Source organism: Streptomyces sp. NPDC055749 (assembly GCF_053617235.1).
Genome location: NZ_JBSHFH010000043.1, coordinates 54,525 through 71,576 on the forward strand (window position 1 = coordinate 54,525; position 17,052 = coordinate 71,576).

Sequence of the window (17,052 nt, forward strand, 5' to 3'; positions counted from 1 at the left end):
GCTTACCGCCGGTGACCTGGGCCTTTTCCGTGTGTCCTGCTGGTGGGCGCGGACGGTTTCGAACCGCCGACATCTGCTTTGTAAGAGCAGCGCTCTACCCCTGAGCTACGCACCCGTGGATGAGGCAACAGATTACATGGCTCACGCCCCCTCCCCGCAAACCGGTTCCCGTTCGCCCGGGCTCACCCCGTGCCGAGGAGTGCCGCAAAGTGCCGAAGAGCGTCCCGGGGTGCCAAGCAAACGTGCGGGGGTTAGCCCCACCCCCGAGACGGTAGCCGTCCGGATGCCTCCAGGAGGGTGCGAGTACATACGGTGAGGGCATACCGGCGGCACTATCTGGGGGACCGACCACCATGACCTTGCGTACGCACACACTCACCGGCGCCCTCGGCGCCACCGGCGGGGTTCTTGTGCTTGTTGCTGCTCTCAGTGGGTGCGGGGGTACCGATGTCGATGATGCTCCCGCCGAGAACAAGTCGTTCGCGCTCAGCGGCAAGGTGCTGAGCATCGATGCCGAGAATTCCGGTGTGGAGCTCGTGCCGGCCGATGTGCGGCAGGTCGAGGTGACGCGGCGGTTCGATGGGTGGGTCGTGCTGGGGAAGGGGCCCGAGGCCTTCTGGGAGATGGATGGCGGGGTTCTGCGCCTTGGCGTGAAGTGCCCGGCGATGGTCAGCGACTGCGAAGCGCACCATCAAGTGAAGGTGCCGCGTGGGGTGTCCGTGACGGTGGAAGGGGACAACGGGGAGGTCACCGCGTCCGGGTTCGACACGCGGCTCGATCTTGCGTCGGACAACGGCCGGGTCGCGGTCCGGGACTCCAGTGGGGCGCTGAAGCTCAGGAGCGACAACGGGGAGGTCGTGGCGGAGCAGATCTCCGCTGCGTCCGTGGACGCCCAGGCGGACAACGGTTCCGTGCGGCTGGCTTTCAGCAGCGTGCCGTCGCTGGTGGAGACCGTCAGCGACAACGGGGGGATCGTCATCGAGCTGCCCGCGGGCGAGGACGCGTACTCCGTGTCCGCCGAGGCCGACAACGGGGACGTATCCGTGAAGGTGCCGCGGAGCGACGACAGCCCGCATGTGGTGAGGGCGCGCAGCGACAACGGCGAAGTCACCGTCCGAAGCGCGAACTAACCGACCCGTGTGTTCGTCCTTACCTGGTGGGAGAATGAACCAGGCAGGGCGAAACGGCACGGGAGAGGGATGTGACGGCGACACACGCGCGGCCACAGGCGAGAGCGGGTGGGGGTTCCGTCGTCAGGGATGTCCTGACACTGATGCTGTTGCCCGTTCCGTTGCTGGCCGCCGCGCTGCCGGCCGCCTTCGCGAGCGGGGGGACGCGCCGCTGGTTCGGCGGTCGTGGTGAGAACAATCAGCGGGCCGACGCCCAGGCGGCGAAGGACGCCGCCGCAGCAGCCTTCTACGAGCTCGACACCGCTCAGCGCGATCTGCTGATCTCGATCGAGACCATCACCGCCGTGGACAGCTCGTCCCGGGCCCGCAAGGCCGTCGACGACTTCGCCGCGCTGGGGCGGCGGATCGACGAGGTGAGCCATACGTACATCACCGCCGTCGACGCTCACGACCTCGACCGGCACGATCTGGAGCCGGCTGTCGCCGCCCGCGCCGCGGCGGAGCTGACCAGGGCGAAGGACGAGCTCGTACGGGTCAAGGGCGAGCTCGACCGGTTCACGCAAGGTCTCGGGCCGCTGCTCGGCAGCGCCGAGACACAGCTCGCCCGGCTCGCGCCCGCCGTGGAGCGCGCGCGGCAGGCGCTGCTCGGGGCGAGCAATGCCCTCGATGCCGTACGGGCCTCCGGGCTGCGCGCCGACGACCTCGCGGCGCGGCTCGCGGCTCTGGCGCCGGAGCTGACGCGGCTCAATCAGGGTGCCGGCCGGCACGGCGTGGCGGAGACCTTGCAGCGGGCCGACCAGGTGCTGCGGGACGCCGAGGCCGTACGGGCGGAAGCGGACCGGCTTCCGGAGCGGGCTGCCGAGATCGACCGGCGGCTCGTCTCGCTCCGTACGCGCGCCCAGGCACTCACGACGCGCGCCGGGTCGGTCGAACCGGTCCTGAGCGAGCTGCGGCGCCGGTTCTCTGCTGCCTGCTGGCAGGATCTTCAGCCCGTTCCGGAGCAGGCCGTGGTGAACATCCGGCAGGCCGAGGAGAAGCTCGCGGAGGCCACCAAGGCTCGCGACGAGCAGCGCTGGCCCGATGCGACGGCGCAGCTGAGCACGGTCCGCGCCCTGCTGAACGCGACCGACGAGGCGGTGTCCGCCGCCGGTGACCGCCTGCAGCGCCTGGACGCGGTGGCGAAGGACCCGCAGCAGGAGATCCAGCGGACCCGTTTCGCGATCCGGGACGCGCAGCGGCTGGCCATGGCCGGGCGCAACACCCCCGATCCGCGCCATGCCCGGCCGCTGGACGACGCCGTGGCCCGGCTGGGCTCGGCCGTCGCGGGGCTGGACGGGCGCCACCCGGACTACTGGCACTTCCTGACCGAGACCGAAACCGTGCGGCAGTCCGTGGCCCGCGTCGTCTCCGCCATTCGTGAGGAGCGCGGGGGCGGGGCGTGACGCAGGGGCCGGTGCGGGGTGTGGCCAGCGGTACGGGGTCAGGGCGTGGGCGCCGCATTTGTCCCGGCGCTGTCGTGGGCTGATCCTGGAAGTGTCCGCCTTGGAGTCTGCCTGCGGCCGGAGGAGGCTCGTATGGCTTCGCACGTCCCACATGCACCTCACGTCCCTCATGCCCTTCGTCCGAGGCATGCGTCGAGTCCGTCGTCGGGGCGGTGGGCCCGGAACGTGCGGCTCGATGAGCATCTCCCGGTCGATCACCGGCTCAGTCAGGTCTACCGCGTCGGGGCGGGGCTGACCGGGCTCGTTCTGCTCGTCTTCGGCATTCTGGGCCTCGTCGACAAGGTCGGTTTCTTCGACACCGGTGGCGACACGGTGGCCGGCCTCAACACGAACGGCGCCCTCAGCGTCCTGTCCATCTGCGTGGGGCTGCTGCTCTTCGCCGGGATGGTGATCGGCGGCAATGTCGCCTCGACGCTCAACATGGTCCTGGGGATCGCGTTCATTCTGAGCGGGTTCGTCAATCTCGCTCTGCTGGACACCGGTCTCAACTTCCTCGCCTTCCGCATCCAGAACGTGCTGTTCAGCTTCGTGGTCGGCGTGATGCTGATGTTCTTCGGCATGTACGGGAGAGTCAGTGGCCGCCTTCCGCACGACAACCCGTACTGGCAGGCCCGTCACCCCGAGCAGGCCGCGTACGAAGCCCGACGCCGCCGGAGGGTCCCGCAGATGCCCGAGGTACGGCGCTAGGGCTTGTCCTCTGGCTCTACCCTTGGGGCATGCCTCGCTATGAGTACCGCTGCCGCCCCTGCGGAGACACGTTCGAAGTCAGCCGCCCGATGGCGGAGTCCTCCGATCCCGCCACCTGCCCCGCCGGGCACGAGGACACCACGAAGCTGCTCTCCACCGTTGCCGTGGGCGGCGCCGCCCAGTCCGCGCCCGCATCGGCCGGTGGCGGGGGCGGAGGTGGATGCTGCGGGGGCGGCTGCTGCGGCTGACCCCGCCTCTGCCCCGTCGCTGACCCGCCTCTGACCCCGGCTGCCCGCCGCTGACCCGCCCGGCTACCGGCGTCGCTCCGCTCCCGCGGCGCCGATGAACCGGCGCAGGATCTCCTCGCCCGCCGCGACGCCCGTTTCGCTCAGTACCTCGACGTTAGGCGCACTCCAGCCGCTTTCCGCGAGTTCGCCGTGGCCGGGGCGCCAGGAACGGTCCGCGGCGAGCAGCAGGTCCGCGTCGAGGAGCGAGTCACCGGCGGCGAGGGTCAGGGAGGCGCCGCAGCGGCGTGCGACCTCGTTCATCGCGGCGCTCTTGGTGAGCGGCCTCGGTACGGCGTAGATCTTGCGGCCCTGGAGCGAGACCGTCCAGCCCCGGCCGTCCGCCCAGTCCGCCAGTTCCTTCACCCAGCCTTCGGGCAGCAGCGAGCGTTCGACGACGAGATAGGCGAAGAGGTCTTCGGCGATCCGTTCCTTGAGGAGCCAGGCGGGGTCGGCGACGGCGACGAGGTGGGCCCTGACCTCGGCGAGGGAGGCGCATTCGTCGGCGAGCCGGGCCGCCACCTGCCGCTGCCAGTCCCGGTCGGAGACCCCGTCGACCAGGATGTGACCGCCGTTGGCGCAGATCGCGTACTGCGCGGCGGGGCCGGGGAGATGGATGCGGTGGTACTGCTCGCGGGTGCGGGTGGTGGTGGGCACGAAGACCGTGCTTCCGCCCAGCGCTTCGAGCAGCGCTCCCGCCGTCTCGGTGACGTACGACAACGGCTTGTGCCCGTAGATCTCGACGCAGAGCAGCCGGGGGGCTTCCGCGTCCGGCATGGGCAGGTTGAGGGCGGCTGCCGAGTAGATGAGGGTGCGGTCGAGGTCGCTCGCGACCAGTGTCACCTGTGCGCTCACTTCCCCGTCACCGCCTTGCCGTCCGCGCCCGTGGCGCCCCGGGTGAACTGCGGGTGGATCAACCCCACGCAGGTGTACGGGAGTTCGTCGACCTCCTCGACCGGCACGCCACGCTGTTCGGCGAGCAGTCGTACGTGGTCGAGGTCGGCGCCCGCGCCGCGCTTGGCGAGGATCTTCCACGGAACTCGGCGCAGCAGTACGCGTGTTGTCTCGCCGACGCCCGGCTTGACGAGGTTCACGTCGTTGATGCCGTACTCCTCGCTGATCCGCTCGACGGCGGCCCAGCCCTCCCAGGTGGGGGCGCGGTCGGCCGCGAGCAGCTCCTTGACGTCGGCGTCCACCGCGTCCACGACCTCGCCGAAGCGGTCGGCGACCGTGTCGATGAAGTGGCCGGAGACATCGGTTCCGGCGAGCTCCCGGTAGAACTTCGCCCCGTGGAAGTCGTCGGGTCCGACCAGGTCGGCGCGCAGGACCGTACGGGAAATGAGGCCGGAGACCGTGGAGTTGAGGCAGGCGGAGGGTATGAGGAAGTCCTGGCGGGTGCCGTAGGTGCGGACGCAGCCGCCCGGGTCGGCCAGGACCGCGATCTCGGGGTCGAAGCCCTCGAACTCCGCGAGGGCGGCGGCGAGTTCCCTGGTGATCGCGCCCTTGCCCGTCCAGCCGTCGACGAAGACGACGTCGGCCGGGTCGTGGTGGGCCGCCAGCCAGCGCAGGGCGTTGGCGTCGATGCCCCGGCCCCGCACGATGGAGACGGCGTAGTGCGGCAGGTCGAGTCCGTACCGGTACTGGGCCCAGCGGCGCATCAGGACGCCCACGGGGGTGCCGGCCCGCGCCAGCGAGACCAGTACGGGGCGGGGGGATCGTTCGGCGAGGACGGTCTCGGTGACGGTGCCGACGGCCAGGGCCACCCGGGCGGCCGAGGTGTCCAGCGCGGCCTTGAAGAGGTCCTGGTACTGAGGTGTCGGCTGGTATTCGACGGGAAGCGACTCGGCGTAGTGCGCGCCACCGCTCTGTATCGCTTCCTCGCGCTCTTCGGTGGGCGCTTCCAGCTCGGTGCCGCTGAGGTCCTGGAGCAGCCAGCCGACGTCCTGGGCCGCGTAGGAGGAGAAGGCGGGGCCTCGGAGAGGCTCGGGCAGCATGGCGGGCTCCTGCCGTTCGGGGGAGGAAGGGGCGAGCGACGGAGCGCGGGAAGGAGCCGGAGAAGGGGCGTGGGAGGGGACCACTGCCAGCAGGACGTGATCGGTGTGGGCGGCGAGCTGCGCCAGCAGGCCGTCGGGGGCGTGCAGCGCGGGGGTGTCCGCGGTGGAGTCCACCACGGCCACGACGGCGTCGAACCCGGCCCCGGCGACGTTGTACGCGTACCGGTCGCCCGGGCCGTCCGCCGGGTCGTCATGGGCCGGGAAGACCAGTCGGCTGCGTATCGCGTACCCGGGGTCGTCGAGGGCGAGGACCGGGGAGCGCGTGGTGGTGGAGTACCGCACCTCGGCGGCCGAGACCGCCTCCAGGGCCGTGCCGAGGCGGAGCGGGGCGTACATCAGCTCCTCGAAGCCGAGGACGAGTACGCGTCGGGCGTCGCCCAGCGCTTCGTCGATACGGGCCGCCATGCCCGGCAGCGCCGCTTCCAGGGCCCCGCGGTGGGTCGGGGTGAAGCCGTGCCGTCCGCCGTCGGGGACGCCGTCGGGCCACGCAAGCTCGATCCGGGTGCGGGCCGCTTTCGCCCCGCTGAGCGGCGTCGCCCCGCCGGAGGGCGCCACGGCCGCCTGCCGCGCCTCCTGGGCCGCCACCAGCTCCTGTCCGCGCTCAAGCACCCCGTCCGGCAGGAGCACCGTCCCCGCGCTCCGCGCCACCAGGTCGACGCGGGCGCCGATCTCGCCCGCGAAGTCCGCCAGGCGTCCCCGGTCCGCCGCGGACCGCATGTCCGCCAGCGCCACGATGACGTACCGCTCACGGGGGTACAGCTCGTGCAGGGCCCTGATCGTGTTCAGCACGGTGTTGCCCGTGGAGAACTCGTCGTCGACCAGGACCAGCGGAGCATCGGAGGCGCCGCCCGAGAGCAGGGCGGGGTCCTCGGGCAGCAGCAGGTGCGAGGTGGCGTGCGAGTGCGACTCCTCGAAGCCGCCGGCACGGGCCACGCCCTCGACGGGGCGGCGCGTGGAGTGGAGGTACGGCGCCACACCGAGCCCGTCCGCGACCGCGTGGCCGAGGCCGGTCGCCGTCTCCGCGTAGCCCAGGACGACGGCGCGGCGGGCCTCCGCCTCACCGAGGAGGTCGCGTACCCTCTCCCCCAGCTCGAAGCCCGTCCCGTAGACCACGGAGGGCTTCTGCGGCACGTGCTTGCCCAGCACGTTCGATACGAGCAGGTGTGCCCGCTTCGGGTTGCGGCGCAGGGCGAGACCCAGCAGCTCCCGGAGCTCCCCGTCGCCGACGAGCTCGACTCCCAGCCGCTCGGCAACCCAGCTGCCCGTCCACTCCACGTCCACTGTCTCTTCCCTCGTCGCGCGCTCGCTCATCGATACGCGCTGATATGCACTGATGCGCGCTCATTCCGCCAGGCCCGCGGCCAGCAGCTCCACGAACCCGACGTCTTCCTTCGCCACACCGAAGACCTCGGCCCGCTGCACGGTGCGCTCGGCCCACGCGCGGTGCGGCTTCACTTCATTCATCTTGTTCGTATACGCCGAGCGGAGCACTCCGCCGCCGCCGCGCTCCGGCCGCAGGATGTCCTGCGCGTCACTGAACTCCTCGTGGCTGACCACGGACAGTGCGTGCACGGGCACCACGTGGGACGGGTGGATGCAGGTCTTGCCGAGCAGCCCGTTGGCACGGTCCAGCTCGATCTCGCGCAGCAGTCCGTCCAGGTCGTGCTCGATCAGGGCCGTACGCAGTTCCTCGGCCCGCCCCGCGAAGGGGCTGCGGCGCAGCTGGGGCTTGAACATGCGCTCCTGGAGCCTGAAGTACTCCCACACAGGACCGGTGATCGTGAAGCCCGTGCCGTCGGCCCGGCCCAGCACGTTCACGACGTCGCCGATGACCGCGCCGACGATCTGGACGTCGTACGCCGTCATGTCGGGGGCCCGGCGCAGCCCGTAGGCCGAGCAGAAGTCGGTGACGCCGAGCCGCAGCGCGAGAACCCGGTCGCGGTACTTGTTCACGGTGCGGGCGATCCCCTGGAGGACTTCCGCCCGGGTCTCCAGGTGCAGCAGTTCGGGCGACTCCAGGACCGGCATCGCGAAGAGCCGCCGGCCGCTGGCCGCCTCGGCGCTCGCGAGGGCCTCCAGGAAGAGGACGCCGCGCTCCTCGGTGAATTTCGGCAGTACGAATCCGGACAGCAGCCGGACCGAGCTGCCGAGCCGGGCCACCAGGTCGGTGATCTGTTCGGGGGCCCGGACCCGGATGAAGAGCAGTGGCGTCTCCGTGGACCTCTCCGCGAGGTCCGCGAACTGCCTGACCAGGTTCTCCTCGCCGTCCGCGACCTCCGCGTCGTCGATCGAATCCTCCAGGCAGAGCACCATGGAGACGACTCCGCGACCGGCCTGCTTGATCACGTCGTCGGCGAGGCGCGGCCGGGTCGCGGGACTGTAGAGCGTGGCGCCGAGGGCGGCCGAGAGCATGCGGGCGGGCGAGTCCGCGCCGAATTCGCACGGCTCCTGGAGGAACAGGCCCTCCCGGACAGCGGGCGAGATATGCCCGAAATGACGCATGTGATCCCCCGTACTGCCTGACCGGCCGGACAACGTATGGCCGGTAATAGTACGTACGGACGGGTGTCGACAGTTCCCCAGAGGCATGAATTTCGGGTAACCCGTCCATTACACGCACTCGCCGCGAGGTATCGCCACTCCACCCGTAATGCCGCCACCGAAACCCGTCGGGCCCCCGCGTTGTCCGTTCGGGCAGGCAGCAGGCAGGATGACGGGCATGACGCACGCGATGCTGAAGGGCTCGAACGTCCCCCTCGATGCCACGGCCGTACGGGCCGTGCTGCGCTGGACCCCGGGCGCCGGCATCCCCGATGTGGACGCATCGGCCCTGCTGCTCGGCGCCTCCGGCCGGGTGCGTTCCGACGAGGACTTCGTCTTCTACAACCAGCCCCGGCACCCCTCCGGCCTGGTACGACGGCTGCCCAAGCGCAGCGTCCCCGAGGGGCTCACCGACACGATCGAGGCGGATCTCTCCGCGCTCGACCCTTCGGTGGACCAGGTGGTGATCTCCGCTTCCTCCGACGGGGCGGCTTTCGAACAGGTCAGGGACCTGCGCATCCTGCTGTACGACGCGGCGTCGGCGGACGGCGATCCGCTGGCCGTTTTCGACGTCAGGCCGGAGACGGGCGAGGAGACCGCCATCATCTGCGGCGAGCTCTACCGGCGCGGCGACGGCTGGAAGTTCCGGGCGGTAGGGCAGGGCTATCCGACGGGCCTCGTCGGGCTCGCGACGGCGTTCGGCATCTCGGTCGACGAGACGGCCACGGACCCGGCCCAGGGGCCGTCCCAGGGCCCCGCGCCCGTACCCAATCAGGGCGTACCCGGTCAGGACGTACCCGGCCACGACGCACCCGGTCAGGCCGTGCCCGCGCCGCCCTTCCCGCCCGCGCCCGCAGCCGCACCCGACGCCCAGGCCACGGTGCAGCACCAGCAGCCCGCGTACGGATACCCGCAGCCCGCCGCGCAGCACTCCGCCCCGGCCCAGCCGGCGTACGGGTACCCGCAGCCGGCCGCCGCTCCGCCCGCGTACGGCTATCCGCAGCCCGCCGCCGCTGCGGCGTACGCCCCGGACCCGAACTTCGTGCTGCCCCCGCAGGGCCCCCAGTTCGTCAGGCCCTGAGTCCAGGACGCGAGACCCGGGCCTGGACTCAGGCCCGGGTCTTGTAGCCGCGGCCCCACTGCATGCCGTAGCCGTACAGCCGGTCCAGTTCGGACTGGAAGCCGTATACGAATTTCACCTCGCGCCGCACGATCAGCTCGTCCTTGACGTTTTCGACGGTGAACACGGCGCAGGACCGGGCCTGCGGGGCCCTCTCGTCGAGTTCGATCTCGATCCGGGGGCCGTTGCCGGGGTAGAGCGTCACCTTGGCGTGCGTACGGTCGAAGGCCGGCGTCCGGTCGTAGATGTACACGAAGAACAGCAGCCGCTTGAACTGGTCGCGCTGGTCCAGGTTGACGTAGACCGTCTCCCCCGACGGCGCCCCGAAGCGGTCGTCGCCGCTGAGCCGGATGTACGGCGGCCCGTTCAGATCACCGATCAGGTTGCCCAGCGGCTGCACCACGCCCCGGGTGCCGTCCTTCAGCTCGTACATGCAGCCCAGGTCCAGGTCGACGTTGACCACGCCCTGGGTGTGCGCCTGGACGACGTCGGGCTTGAAGAGCTTCAGGGGGCGCAGCAGCCGTCCGCCCTGCCGTGACCTGCCCTCGATGTCCGAGCTGCGCATCCTCCAGGAGAGGTTGACGCGAAGATTCCCGGACAGGGCGCCCTGCTTGCTCAGTGAGACCGTGGAGTGGCGCTTGGAGAGCACGATGGAGTTCGTCGCGGAGTTGCCCGCCTCGAACTGTGCTTCCCGCCCCGGCCACAGGCTGTCCCAGAAGGCCATCCCAACCCCCCACATTCTTCCGGTGGTGCCTGTACGTCACTGCGGGGCGGCCCCGGGACGGTTCCGGAGAACCGCCGCCGTATGGGCCGCCCCGCAGAGAGAGCGTTCCTCATTCCCTACCGGGTCACACCCCGGAGGAGACTTCCGCCTTGGAACCGGAGCTGCCGCCCCCGTCGCCGCCGGCCGCGGCGAGCGCCCTGTTCCGGCGGATCGAGGACCAGAAGGACCAGGCGATCAGCACGACGCCGACGGAGCCCGTGATGAACTCGTTGATCTCGTACTGGATGGTGATCAGCAGGATGATCGAGAGCGCGCCGATCGCGTAGTGCGCGCCGTGCTCCAGGTAGACGTAGTCGTCAAGCGTGCCCTCGCGGACCAGGTACACGGTGAGCGAACGGACGTACATGGCACCGATACCGAGGCCGAGGGCCATCAGCACGATCTCGTTGGTGATGGCGAAGGCGCCGATGACGCCGTCGAACGAGAAGGACGCGTCGAGGACCTCGAGGTAGAGGAACATGAAGAACGCGGCCTTACCGGCGAGTCCGACCGCGGAGACCTGCTTGCCGGTCTTCTTGGCCTCTTCCTCGGCCTCGTGCTCGCGCTCCTCCTCCTCTTCGAGCTTGTTCTCGAAGAATCCGGACAGACCGCCGACGACGAGGTAGGTGATCAGACCCGCGATGCCGGAGAGCATGACGGTCTCCGCCTTGTCCGCGTGCCCGCCGCCGTGCTGGTGGGCCTGGGTCGCGAAGGTCATCGCCGTGATCATGAGGATGATCAGCGCGACGCAGACCGACAGCATGTCGACCTTGCCGAGCTTGGCGAGCGGGCGCTCGATCCAGCGCAGCCACTGGATGTCACGGTCCTCGAAAATGAAGTCGAGGAAGATCATCAGCAGGAACATGCCACCGAACGCGGCGATCGACGGATGGGCGTCCGTGACCAGTTCCTTGTACCTGTCGGGGTCGTTGAACGACAGGTCGATGGCCTCGATGGGGCCGAGTTGGGCACTGATGGCGACGATCACGACGGGGAAGACCAGCCGCATACCGAAGACCGCGATGAGCACACCGATCGTGAGGAAGATCTTCTGCCAGAAGGCATTCATCTTCTTCAGGATTCCGGCGTTGATCACCGCGTTGTCGAAGGACAGCGAGATCTCCAGGACCGACAGGATCGCAACAATGCCGAACGCCTGCCATCCCCCGTAGAACACCGCTGCGACCAGGCCGAGCGCGGTAACCGCGAACGACCAGCCGAAGGTTTTCAGAATCACTGGCACCCCATCGTGTTTGTACGGACCTCCCCCGGTGAGTGAGGGGCTCCCCCGCGCGTACGCGGCTTTACGAAACGTTGACCCCGAAGTCTAGAGCGATGCCCCGCAGCCCCGACGCGTACCCCTGCCCGACTGCACGGAATTTCCACTCCCCGCCGTACCGGTAGAGCTCACCGAAGATCATCGCGGTCTCCGTCGAGGCGTCCTCACTCAGGTCGTACCGTGCCAGCTCCTGGCCGTCCGCCTGATTCACCACGCGAATGAACGCGTTGCTGACCTGCCCGAACGTCTGCCCCCGGTTGTCCGCCTCATGGATCGACACCGGGAAGAGGATCTTGTCGCAGTGCGCGGGCACCTGGTCGAGGTTCACGATGACCGACTCGTCGTCGCCGTCACCCTCCCCCGTGAGGTTGTCGCCCGTGTGTTCCACGGAGCCGTCGGGGCTCGTGAGGTTGTTGTAGAACACGAACCACTCGTCTCCGAGCACGCGGCCCGACTGGCACAGCAGCGCGCTGGCGTCGAGGTCGAAGTCCGCTCCGGTGGTGGAGCGCGCGTCCCAGCCGAGCCCGACCAGCACCTGGGTGAGGTTGGGTGCGGCCTTGGAGAGGGAGACATTGCCTCCCTTGGCGAGCGTGACGCCCATGTGTGTCCTCCCCGTGTCGATGGATGAGAACGTCAGGCGCCGCACATGGTGCGGCGCCTGACGGGAAATACTGGCGTGGCTCAGACGTTCACGCCGAAGTCCTGCGCGATACCGCGCAGCCCCGAGGCGTAACCCTGGCCGATGGCGCGGAACTTCCACTCCGCACCGTTGCGGTACAGCTCTCCGAAGACCATGGCGGTCTCCGTCGAGGCGTCCTCGCTCAGGTCGTAGCGCGCGAGCTCCGTGTTGTCGGCCTGGTTCACCACGCGGATGTACGCGTTGCGGACCTGACCGAAACTCTGCTGACGGCTCTCGGCCTCGTAGATCGAGACCGGGAAGACGATCTTGTCGACGTCGGCCGGGACTCCGGCCAGATTCACCTTGACGACCTCGTCGTCACCCTCGCCCTCACCGGTGAGGTTGTCACCGGTGTGCTCGACGGACCCGTCGGGGCTCTTGAGGTTGTTGAAGAAGACGAAGTTGCCGTCGTTGCCCACCTTGCCGTCGACACCCGTCAACAGCGCGCTGGCGTCGAGGTCGAAGTCGCCGCCGGTGGTGGTACGGGCATCCCAGCCCAGACCGACGATGACCGCGGTCAGGTTGGGCGCGGCCTTGGTCAGCGAGACGTTGCCGCCCTTGCTGAGGCTGACTCCCACGAGTCCTCCCATAGGTTTCAGGGGCCGGCAGAACCAGCGTCCCCATCGTGCGTTGGTATCGGATCAACGATTCGATCCTAGTGACCGGTTCCCTGCCGAGACAGGCCTTTGGCCGGGCGTCGCCAGGAGATCTCCCGGATCAGGACCCGGCCGGGCAGCGGCCGGGGAGCCGTCGGGGATCAGATCGAGTCGAGGGCCTTGATGTAGTCCTTGAGGTCCCGGGCGTCCGGGAGGCCGTTGACGACGGCCCAGCGGACCGTGCCGTCCTTGTCGATGATGAAGGTGCCGCGCACGGCGCAGCCCTTCTCCTCGTCGAAGACGCCGTACGCCCGCGAGGTCTCGCCGTGCGGCCAGAAGTCCGAGAGCAGCGGGTACTCGAGGCCCTCCTGCTCGGCGAAGACGCGCAGGGTGTGGATGGAGTCGTTGGAGACGGCGAGCAGCTGGGTGTCGTCGTTCTCGAACCGGGGCAGTTCGTCGCGCAGCGCGCAGAGCTCGCCCGTGCAGACACCGGTGAAGGCGAACGGGTAGAAGAGCAGCACGACGTTCTTCTCGCCGCGGTAGTCGGAGAGCTTCACGGTCCGCCCGTGGTTGTCCTTCAGCTCGAATTCCGGGGCCAGGGTGCCGACCTCGATCGCCATGAACGCGTCCCTTCAGTACTTCACCGCATACCCGGACCGGTCCGTCCGGGTATCCCCACCCTATGCAGTGACCCTGCGCGTACATGTACGAAGGCCCCCGGCGGCGCGATGCCGTCGGGGGCCCCGGGTGGTGGGAGAGGGTTCAGCGCTTGGCCTTGGCCCCCTTGGGGGTGACCAGACGGCTGCCCGTCCAGTCCTTGCCCGCACTGATGCTCTTGGTCTGGGCGAGACCGGCTGTCTGGGCAGCCTCGTTGATGTCGCTCGGCTCGACGTATCCGTCACGGCCGGTCTTGGGCGTCATCAGCCAGACCGTACCGCCGTCCTCGAGCAGACCAATGGCATCCACCAGCGCGTCCGTAAGGTCGCCGTCCTCGTCGCGGAACCAGAGCAGAACGACGTCAGCGACGTCGTCGTACTCCTCATCGACGAGTTCCTGGCCGGTAGTGGCCTCAATGCCCTCACGGAGCTCCAGCTCGACGTCGTCGTCGTAGCCGATCTCCTGGACCACTTGTCCGGGCTCGAACCCCAGGCGTGCTGCCGGGTTGGTCCGCTCCTCCGCGTGGTCCGCGGTCGCGCTCACGGGTTGCCTCCTGATCATGTTTCGGAAAATGCTTCACCCACGCGCGTACGCGGGGCGTTGGCCGTAGTCCACACGGGCTCGGCGAATCGCGCAAGTACCCAGCGCGTGAGACCGCCTAAACGGTGACGTTCCCTGCCACGTCGCCGCAAGCTCCGGCCAGTCTCCCGCAGGGCCTTCGATATCGCCCAATCCGTTTACGTCCTTCCTCAGCTTATGCCGTTTCGATCCGCCAATCGGAGTCGAACAGCCTTTGGGAACGCTTGGACGGCTTGGGCGTATGGTTGCGGTTTGGTCCGGGACTGACTCGTTACCCCACGGTAGAGATGACGTTTGCGCCCTCGCGGTACACGATGGAGGCGGCGCACAGCAGATGTCCCGGGGGTACGTTCCCCGTAACCAGGCCCCGTAGAGCAGCACCGAACAGCGAAGGAACAGCGTGGCTTCCGGATCCGATCGCAACCCGATCATCATTGGCGGCCTTCCGAGCCAGGTCCCGGATTTCGATCCCGAAGAGACCCAGGAATGGCTCGACTCCCTCGACGCCGCCGTGGACGAGCGCGGCCGTGAGCGGGCCCGTTATCTGATGCTCCGGCTCATCGAGCGCGCGCGCGAGAAGCGCGTCGCCGTGCCCGAGATGCGCAGTACGGACTACGTCAACACGATCGCCACGAAGGACGAGCCGTTCTTCCCCGGCGACGAGGAGATCGAGCGCAAGGTCCTCAACGCGACCCGCTGGAACGCGGCCGTGATGGTCTCGCGCGCCCAGCGTCCCGGGATCGGCGTCGGCGGTCACATCGCCACGTTCGCGTCCTCCGCGTCGCTGTACGACGTCGGTTTCAACCACTTCTTCCGCGGCAAGGACGAGGGCGACGGCGGCGACCAGATCTTCTTCCAGGGGCACGCGTCCCCCGGGATCTACGCCCGCGCGTTCCTGCTCGACCGGCTGAGCGAGGCGCAGCTCGACGCGTTCCGCCAGGAGAAGTCGAAGGCTCCGAACGGCCTGTCCAGCTACCCGCACCCGCGGCTGATGCCGGACTTCTGGGAGTTCCCGACCGTCTCGATGGGTCTCGGCCCCCTCGGTGCGATCTACCAGGCCCGGATGAACCGCTACATGGAGGCGCGCGGCATCGCCGACACCTCCAAGTCGCACGTGTGGGCGTATCTGGGTGACGGCGAGATGGACGAGCCCGAGTCGCTCGGCCAGCTGTCCATCGCCGCCCGTGAGGGTCTGGACAACCTGACCTTCGTCGTGAACTGCAACCTGCAGCGCCTCGACGGCCCGGTCCGCGGCAACGGCAAGATCATCCAGGAGCTTGAGTCGCAGTTCCGCGGCGCCGGCTGGAACGTCATCAAGCTGGTCTGGGACCGCACCTGGGACCCGCTGCTCGCGCAGGACCGCACGGGCATCCTGGTCAACAAGCTGAACACCACGCCGGACGGGCAGTTCCAGACGTACGCCACCGAGACCGGTGCGTACATCCGTGATCACTTCTTCGGCGACGACCCGCGGCTGCGCGACATGGTCAAGGACATGTCCGACCACCAGATCCTGCACCTGGGGCGCGGCGGCCACGACCACAAGAAGGTCTACGCGGCGTACGCGGCGGCCAAGGCCCACAAGGGCCAGCCGACGGTGATCCTGGCGCAGACGGTCAAGGGCTGGACCCTGGGGCCGAACTTCGAGGGCCGCAACGCGACCCACCAGATGAAGAAGCTGACGGTCGAGGACCTCAAGCGCTTCCGTGACCGGCTGCACATCCCGATCACGGACAAGCAGCTGGACGAGGGCTACCCGCCGTACTACCACCCGGGCCGCAAGTCCGAAGAGATCCAGTACATGCACGACCGCCGCAAGGGTCTGGGCGGTTACGTCCCGACGCGTGTGGTGCGGGCGAAGCCGCTGGCCCTGCCCGACGAGAAGACGTACGCGACCGCGAAGAAGGGTTCGGGTACGCAGTCGATCGCCACCACCATGGCGTTCGTCCGCATCCTGAAGGACCTCATGCGGGACAAGGAGATCGGCAAGCGTTTCGTGCTGATCGCGCCCGACGAGTACCGCACGTTCGGTATGGACGCGTTCTTCCCGAGTGCGAAGATCTACAACCCGCTCGGTCAGCAGTACGAGGCGGTGGACCGCGAACTGCTCCTCGCCTACAAGGAGTCGCCGACCGGGCAGATGCTGCACGACGGCATCTCCGAAGCCGGCTGCACGGCGTCGCTGATCGCCGCCGGATCGGCGTACGCCACGCACGGCGAACCGCTGATCCCGGTGTACGTCTTCTACTCGATGTTCGGTTTCCAGCGCACCGGTGACCAGTTCTGGCAGATGGCCGACCAGCTCGCGCGCGGCTTCGTGCTGGGCGCCACCGCCGGCCGTACGACGCTGACCGGTGAGGGCCTCCAGCACGCGGACGGCCACTCGCAGCTCCTGGCATCGACGAACCCGGGCTGTGTCGCGTACGACCCGGCCTTCGGGTACGAGATCGCGCACATCGTCAAGGACGGCCTGCGCAGGATGTACGGGGGGACGCCCGAGGAGAACGAGGACGTCTTCTACTACCTCACCGTCTACAACGAGCCGATCCAGCACCCGGCCGAGCCCGCGGACGTGGACGTCGAGGGCATCCTGAAGGGCATCCACCGCTACCGGAGCGGCGAGAAGGGCCAGATCCCGGCCCAGATCATGGCGTCCGGTGTGGCGGTCCCGTGGGCGGTCGAGGCTCAGCAGATCCTCGCCGAGGAGTGGAACGTCAAGGCGGACGTCTGGTCGGCGACCTCCTGGAACGAGCTGCGCCGCGAGGCCGTGGACGTGGAGCGGTACAACCTGCTCCACCCCGAGGAGGAGCAGCGCGTCCCGTACGTCACGTCGAAGCTCTCCGGCTCCGAGGGCCCGTTCGTCGCGGTCTCGGACTGGATGCGTTCCGTACCGGACCAGATCTCCCGGTGGATTCCCGGCGCGTACCAGTCGCTGGGTGCGGACGGTTTCGGCTTCGCCGACACCCGTGGCGCGGCCCGCCGCTTCTTCCACATCGACGCCCAGTCGATCGTCCTCGCGGTGCTCACCGAGCTCGCGAAGGAGGGGAAGATCGACCGGTCCGCCCTGAAGACGGCGGTCGACCGCTACGAGCTCCTGGATGTGGCCGCGGCCGATCCGGGTCCGGCCGGCGGCGACGCGTAAGCAGGCAGAGACGGGGAAGGGGCGGCGCGACCGTAGGGT

Annotated in this window: 15 protein-coding genes and 1 tRNA gene; 6 read left to right on the forward strand and 10 right to left on the reverse strand. The window is 69.0% G+C overall.

The window, feature by feature from the left end:
- Positions 1-40: 40 nt before the first annotated feature.
- Positions 41-115 (reverse strand) — tRNA-Val (locus ACWGO0_RS27375).
- 238 nt (positions 116-353) lie between these two features.
- On the opposite strand from ACWGO0_RS27375, the gene ACWGO0_RS27380 reads away from it, so the two are divergent.
- From ACWGO0_RS27380 to ACWGO0_RS27395, 4 genes are all read left to right on the forward strand, one after another.
- Positions 354-1,130 carry a DUF4097 family beta strand repeat-containing protein gene (locus ACWGO0_RS27380; RefSeq protein ID WP_453540470.1) on the forward strand — a complete coding sequence of 259 codons (777 nt, stop codon included), beginning with the start codon at positions 354-356 and terminating at the stop codon, positions 1,128-1,130.
- 71 nt (positions 1,131-1,201) lie between these two features.
- Positions 1,202-2,572 (forward strand): hypothetical protein, encoded by a 1,371-nt coding sequence (locus ACWGO0_RS27385; RefSeq protein ID WP_453540473.1) that lies wholly within the window; start codon positions 1,202-1,204, stop codon positions 2,570-2,572.
- 132 nt (positions 2,573-2,704) lie between these two features.
- Complete coding sequence (locus tag ACWGO0_RS27390; RefSeq protein ID WP_453540476.1) at positions 2,705-3,319, forward strand: DUF4383 domain-containing protein; 615 nt, start codon at positions 2,705-2,707, stop codon at positions 3,317-3,319.
- 29 nt (positions 3,320-3,348) lie between these two features.
- On the forward strand, positions 3,349-3,567 hold the full coding sequence (locus ACWGO0_RS27395; protein ID WP_453540479.1) for an FmdB family zinc ribbon protein: 219 nt from the start codon (positions 3,349-3,351) through the stop codon (positions 3,565-3,567).
- A gap of 63 nt (positions 3,568-3,630) precedes the next feature.
- Here ACWGO0_RS27395 and ACWGO0_RS27400 read toward each other — a convergent pair whose 3' ends face one another.
- Genes ACWGO0_RS27400 through ACWGO0_RS27410 form a run of 3 tightly spaced genes read right to left on the reverse strand, consistent with a single transcriptional unit; the run spans position 3,631 to position 8,159 of the window.
- A complete protein-coding gene (locus tag ACWGO0_RS27400; protein ID WP_453540482.1) occupies positions 3,631-4,458 on the reverse strand; it encodes an HAD family hydrolase in 828 nt (275 codons plus the stop codon).
- On the reverse strand, positions 4,455-6,968 hold the full coding sequence (locus ACWGO0_RS27405; RefSeq protein WP_453540485.1) for a phosphoribosyltransferase: 2,514 nt from the start codon (positions 6,966-6,968) through the stop codon (positions 4,455-4,457). Before ACWGO0_RS27405 ends, ACWGO0_RS27400 begins: the two co-directional genes overlap by 4 nt.
- Before the next feature lie 30 nt (positions 6,969-6,998).
- Positions 6,999-8,159 carry an HpcH/HpaI aldolase/citrate lyase family protein gene (locus ACWGO0_RS27410; RefSeq protein ID WP_453540488.1) on the reverse strand — a complete coding sequence of 387 codons (1,161 nt, stop codon included), beginning with the start codon at positions 8,157-8,159 and terminating at the stop codon, positions 6,999-7,001.
- 217 nt (positions 8,160-8,376) lie between these two features.
- Here ACWGO0_RS27410 and ACWGO0_RS27415 point away from each other — a divergent pair, with 217 nt between their 5' ends.
- The gene (locus tag ACWGO0_RS27415) at positions 8,377-9,279 is read left to right on the forward strand and encodes a TerD family protein (RefSeq protein WP_453540491.1); all 903 of its coding nucleotides are present in this window, start codon (positions 8,377-8,379) and stop codon (positions 9,277-9,279) included.
- A gap of 28 nt (positions 9,280-9,307) precedes the next feature.
- On the opposite strand, the gene ACWGO0_RS27420 is transcribed toward ACWGO0_RS27415, so the two are convergent.
- The 6 genes from ACWGO0_RS27420 to ACWGO0_RS27445 all read right to left on the reverse strand — a co-directional run bounded on the left by ACWGO0_RS27420 (position 9,308) and on the right by ACWGO0_RS27445 (position 13,835).
- The gene (locus tag ACWGO0_RS27420; RefSeq protein WP_453540494.1) at positions 9,308-10,042 is read right to left on the reverse strand and encodes a TerD family protein; all 735 of its coding nucleotides are present in this window, start codon (positions 10,040-10,042) and stop codon (positions 9,308-9,310) included.
- A gap of 124 nt (positions 10,043-10,166) precedes the next feature.
- Complete coding sequence (locus ACWGO0_RS27425; RefSeq protein WP_453540497.1) at positions 10,167-11,318, reverse strand: DUF475 domain-containing protein; 1,152 nt, start codon at positions 11,316-11,318, stop codon at positions 10,167-10,169.
- A 67-nt stretch (positions 11,319-11,385) separates the two neighbouring features.
- Positions 11,386-11,961, reverse strand: coding sequence for a TerD family protein (locus tag ACWGO0_RS27430; RefSeq protein ID WP_453540500.1), 576 nt, complete (start codon positions 11,959-11,961; stop codon positions 11,386-11,388).
- An 80-nt stretch (positions 11,962-12,041) separates the two neighbouring features.
- The gene (locus tag ACWGO0_RS27435) at positions 12,042-12,617 is read right to left on the reverse strand and encodes a TerD family protein (protein WP_185302899.1); all 576 of its coding nucleotides are present in this window, start codon (positions 12,615-12,617) and stop codon (positions 12,042-12,044) included.
- Positions 12,618-12,796: 179 nt separating this feature from the next.
- On the reverse strand, positions 12,797-13,255 hold the full coding sequence (locus ACWGO0_RS27440) for a peroxiredoxin (RefSeq protein ID WP_328909986.1): 459 nt from the start codon (positions 13,253-13,255) through the stop codon (positions 12,797-12,799).
- 142 nt (positions 13,256-13,397) lie between these two features.
- Positions 13,398-13,835: a DUF3052 domain-containing protein gene (locus ACWGO0_RS27445; RefSeq protein ID WP_030564649.1), complete on the reverse strand. Its 438-nt coding sequence runs from the start codon at positions 13,833-13,835 to the stop codon at positions 13,398-13,400.
- 436 nt (positions 13,836-14,271) lie between these two features.
- Between ACWGO0_RS27445 and aceE the strand changes: the two genes are divergently transcribed.
- Positions 14,272-17,013, forward strand: coding sequence for a pyruvate dehydrogenase (acetyl-transferring), homodimeric type (gene aceE / locus ACWGO0_RS27450; RefSeq protein ID WP_453540505.1), 2,742 nt, complete (start codon positions 14,272-14,274; stop codon positions 17,011-17,013).
- Positions 17,014-17,052: the final 39 nt, after the last annotated feature.

Bases quoted from the DNA above. Each gene is read 5' to 3' on its own strand.
- ACWGO0_RS27415 (WP_453540491.1), top strand. From the start codon at position 8,377: ATGACGCACGCGATGCTGAAGGGCTCGAACGTCCCCCTCGATGCCACG.
- ACWGO0_RS27410 (WP_453540488.1), bottom strand. From the start codon at position 8,159: ATGCGTCATTTCGGGCATATCTCGCCCGCTGTCCGGGAGGGCCTGTTC.
- ACWGO0_RS27430 (WP_453540500.1), bottom strand. From the start codon at position 11,961: ATGGGCGTCACGCTCGCCAAGGGAGGCAATGTCTCCCTCTCCAAGGCC.
- ACWGO0_RS27440 (WP_328909986.1), bottom strand. From the start codon at position 13,255: ATGGCGATCGAGGTCGGCACCCTGGCCCCGGAATTCGAGCTGAAGGAC.
- ACWGO0_RS27390 (WP_453540476.1), top strand. From the start codon at position 2,705: ATGGCTTCGCACGTCCCACATGCACCTCACGTCCCTCATGCCCTTCGT.
- ACWGO0_RS27405 (WP_453540485.1), bottom strand. From the start codon at position 6,968: ATGAGCGAGCGCGCGACGAGGGAAGAGACAGTGGACGTGGAGTGGACG.
- ACWGO0_RS27420 (WP_453540494.1), bottom strand. From the start codon at position 10,042: ATGGCCTTCTGGGACAGCCTGTGGCCGGGGCGGGAAGCACAGTTCGAG.
- ACWGO0_RS27395 (WP_453540479.1), top strand. From the start codon at position 3,349: ATGCCTCGCTATGAGTACCGCTGCCGCCCCTGCGGAGACACGTTCGAA.
- ACWGO0_RS27380 (WP_453540470.1), top strand. From the start codon at position 354: ATGACCTTGCGTACGCACACACTCACCGGCGCCCTCGGCGCCACCGGC.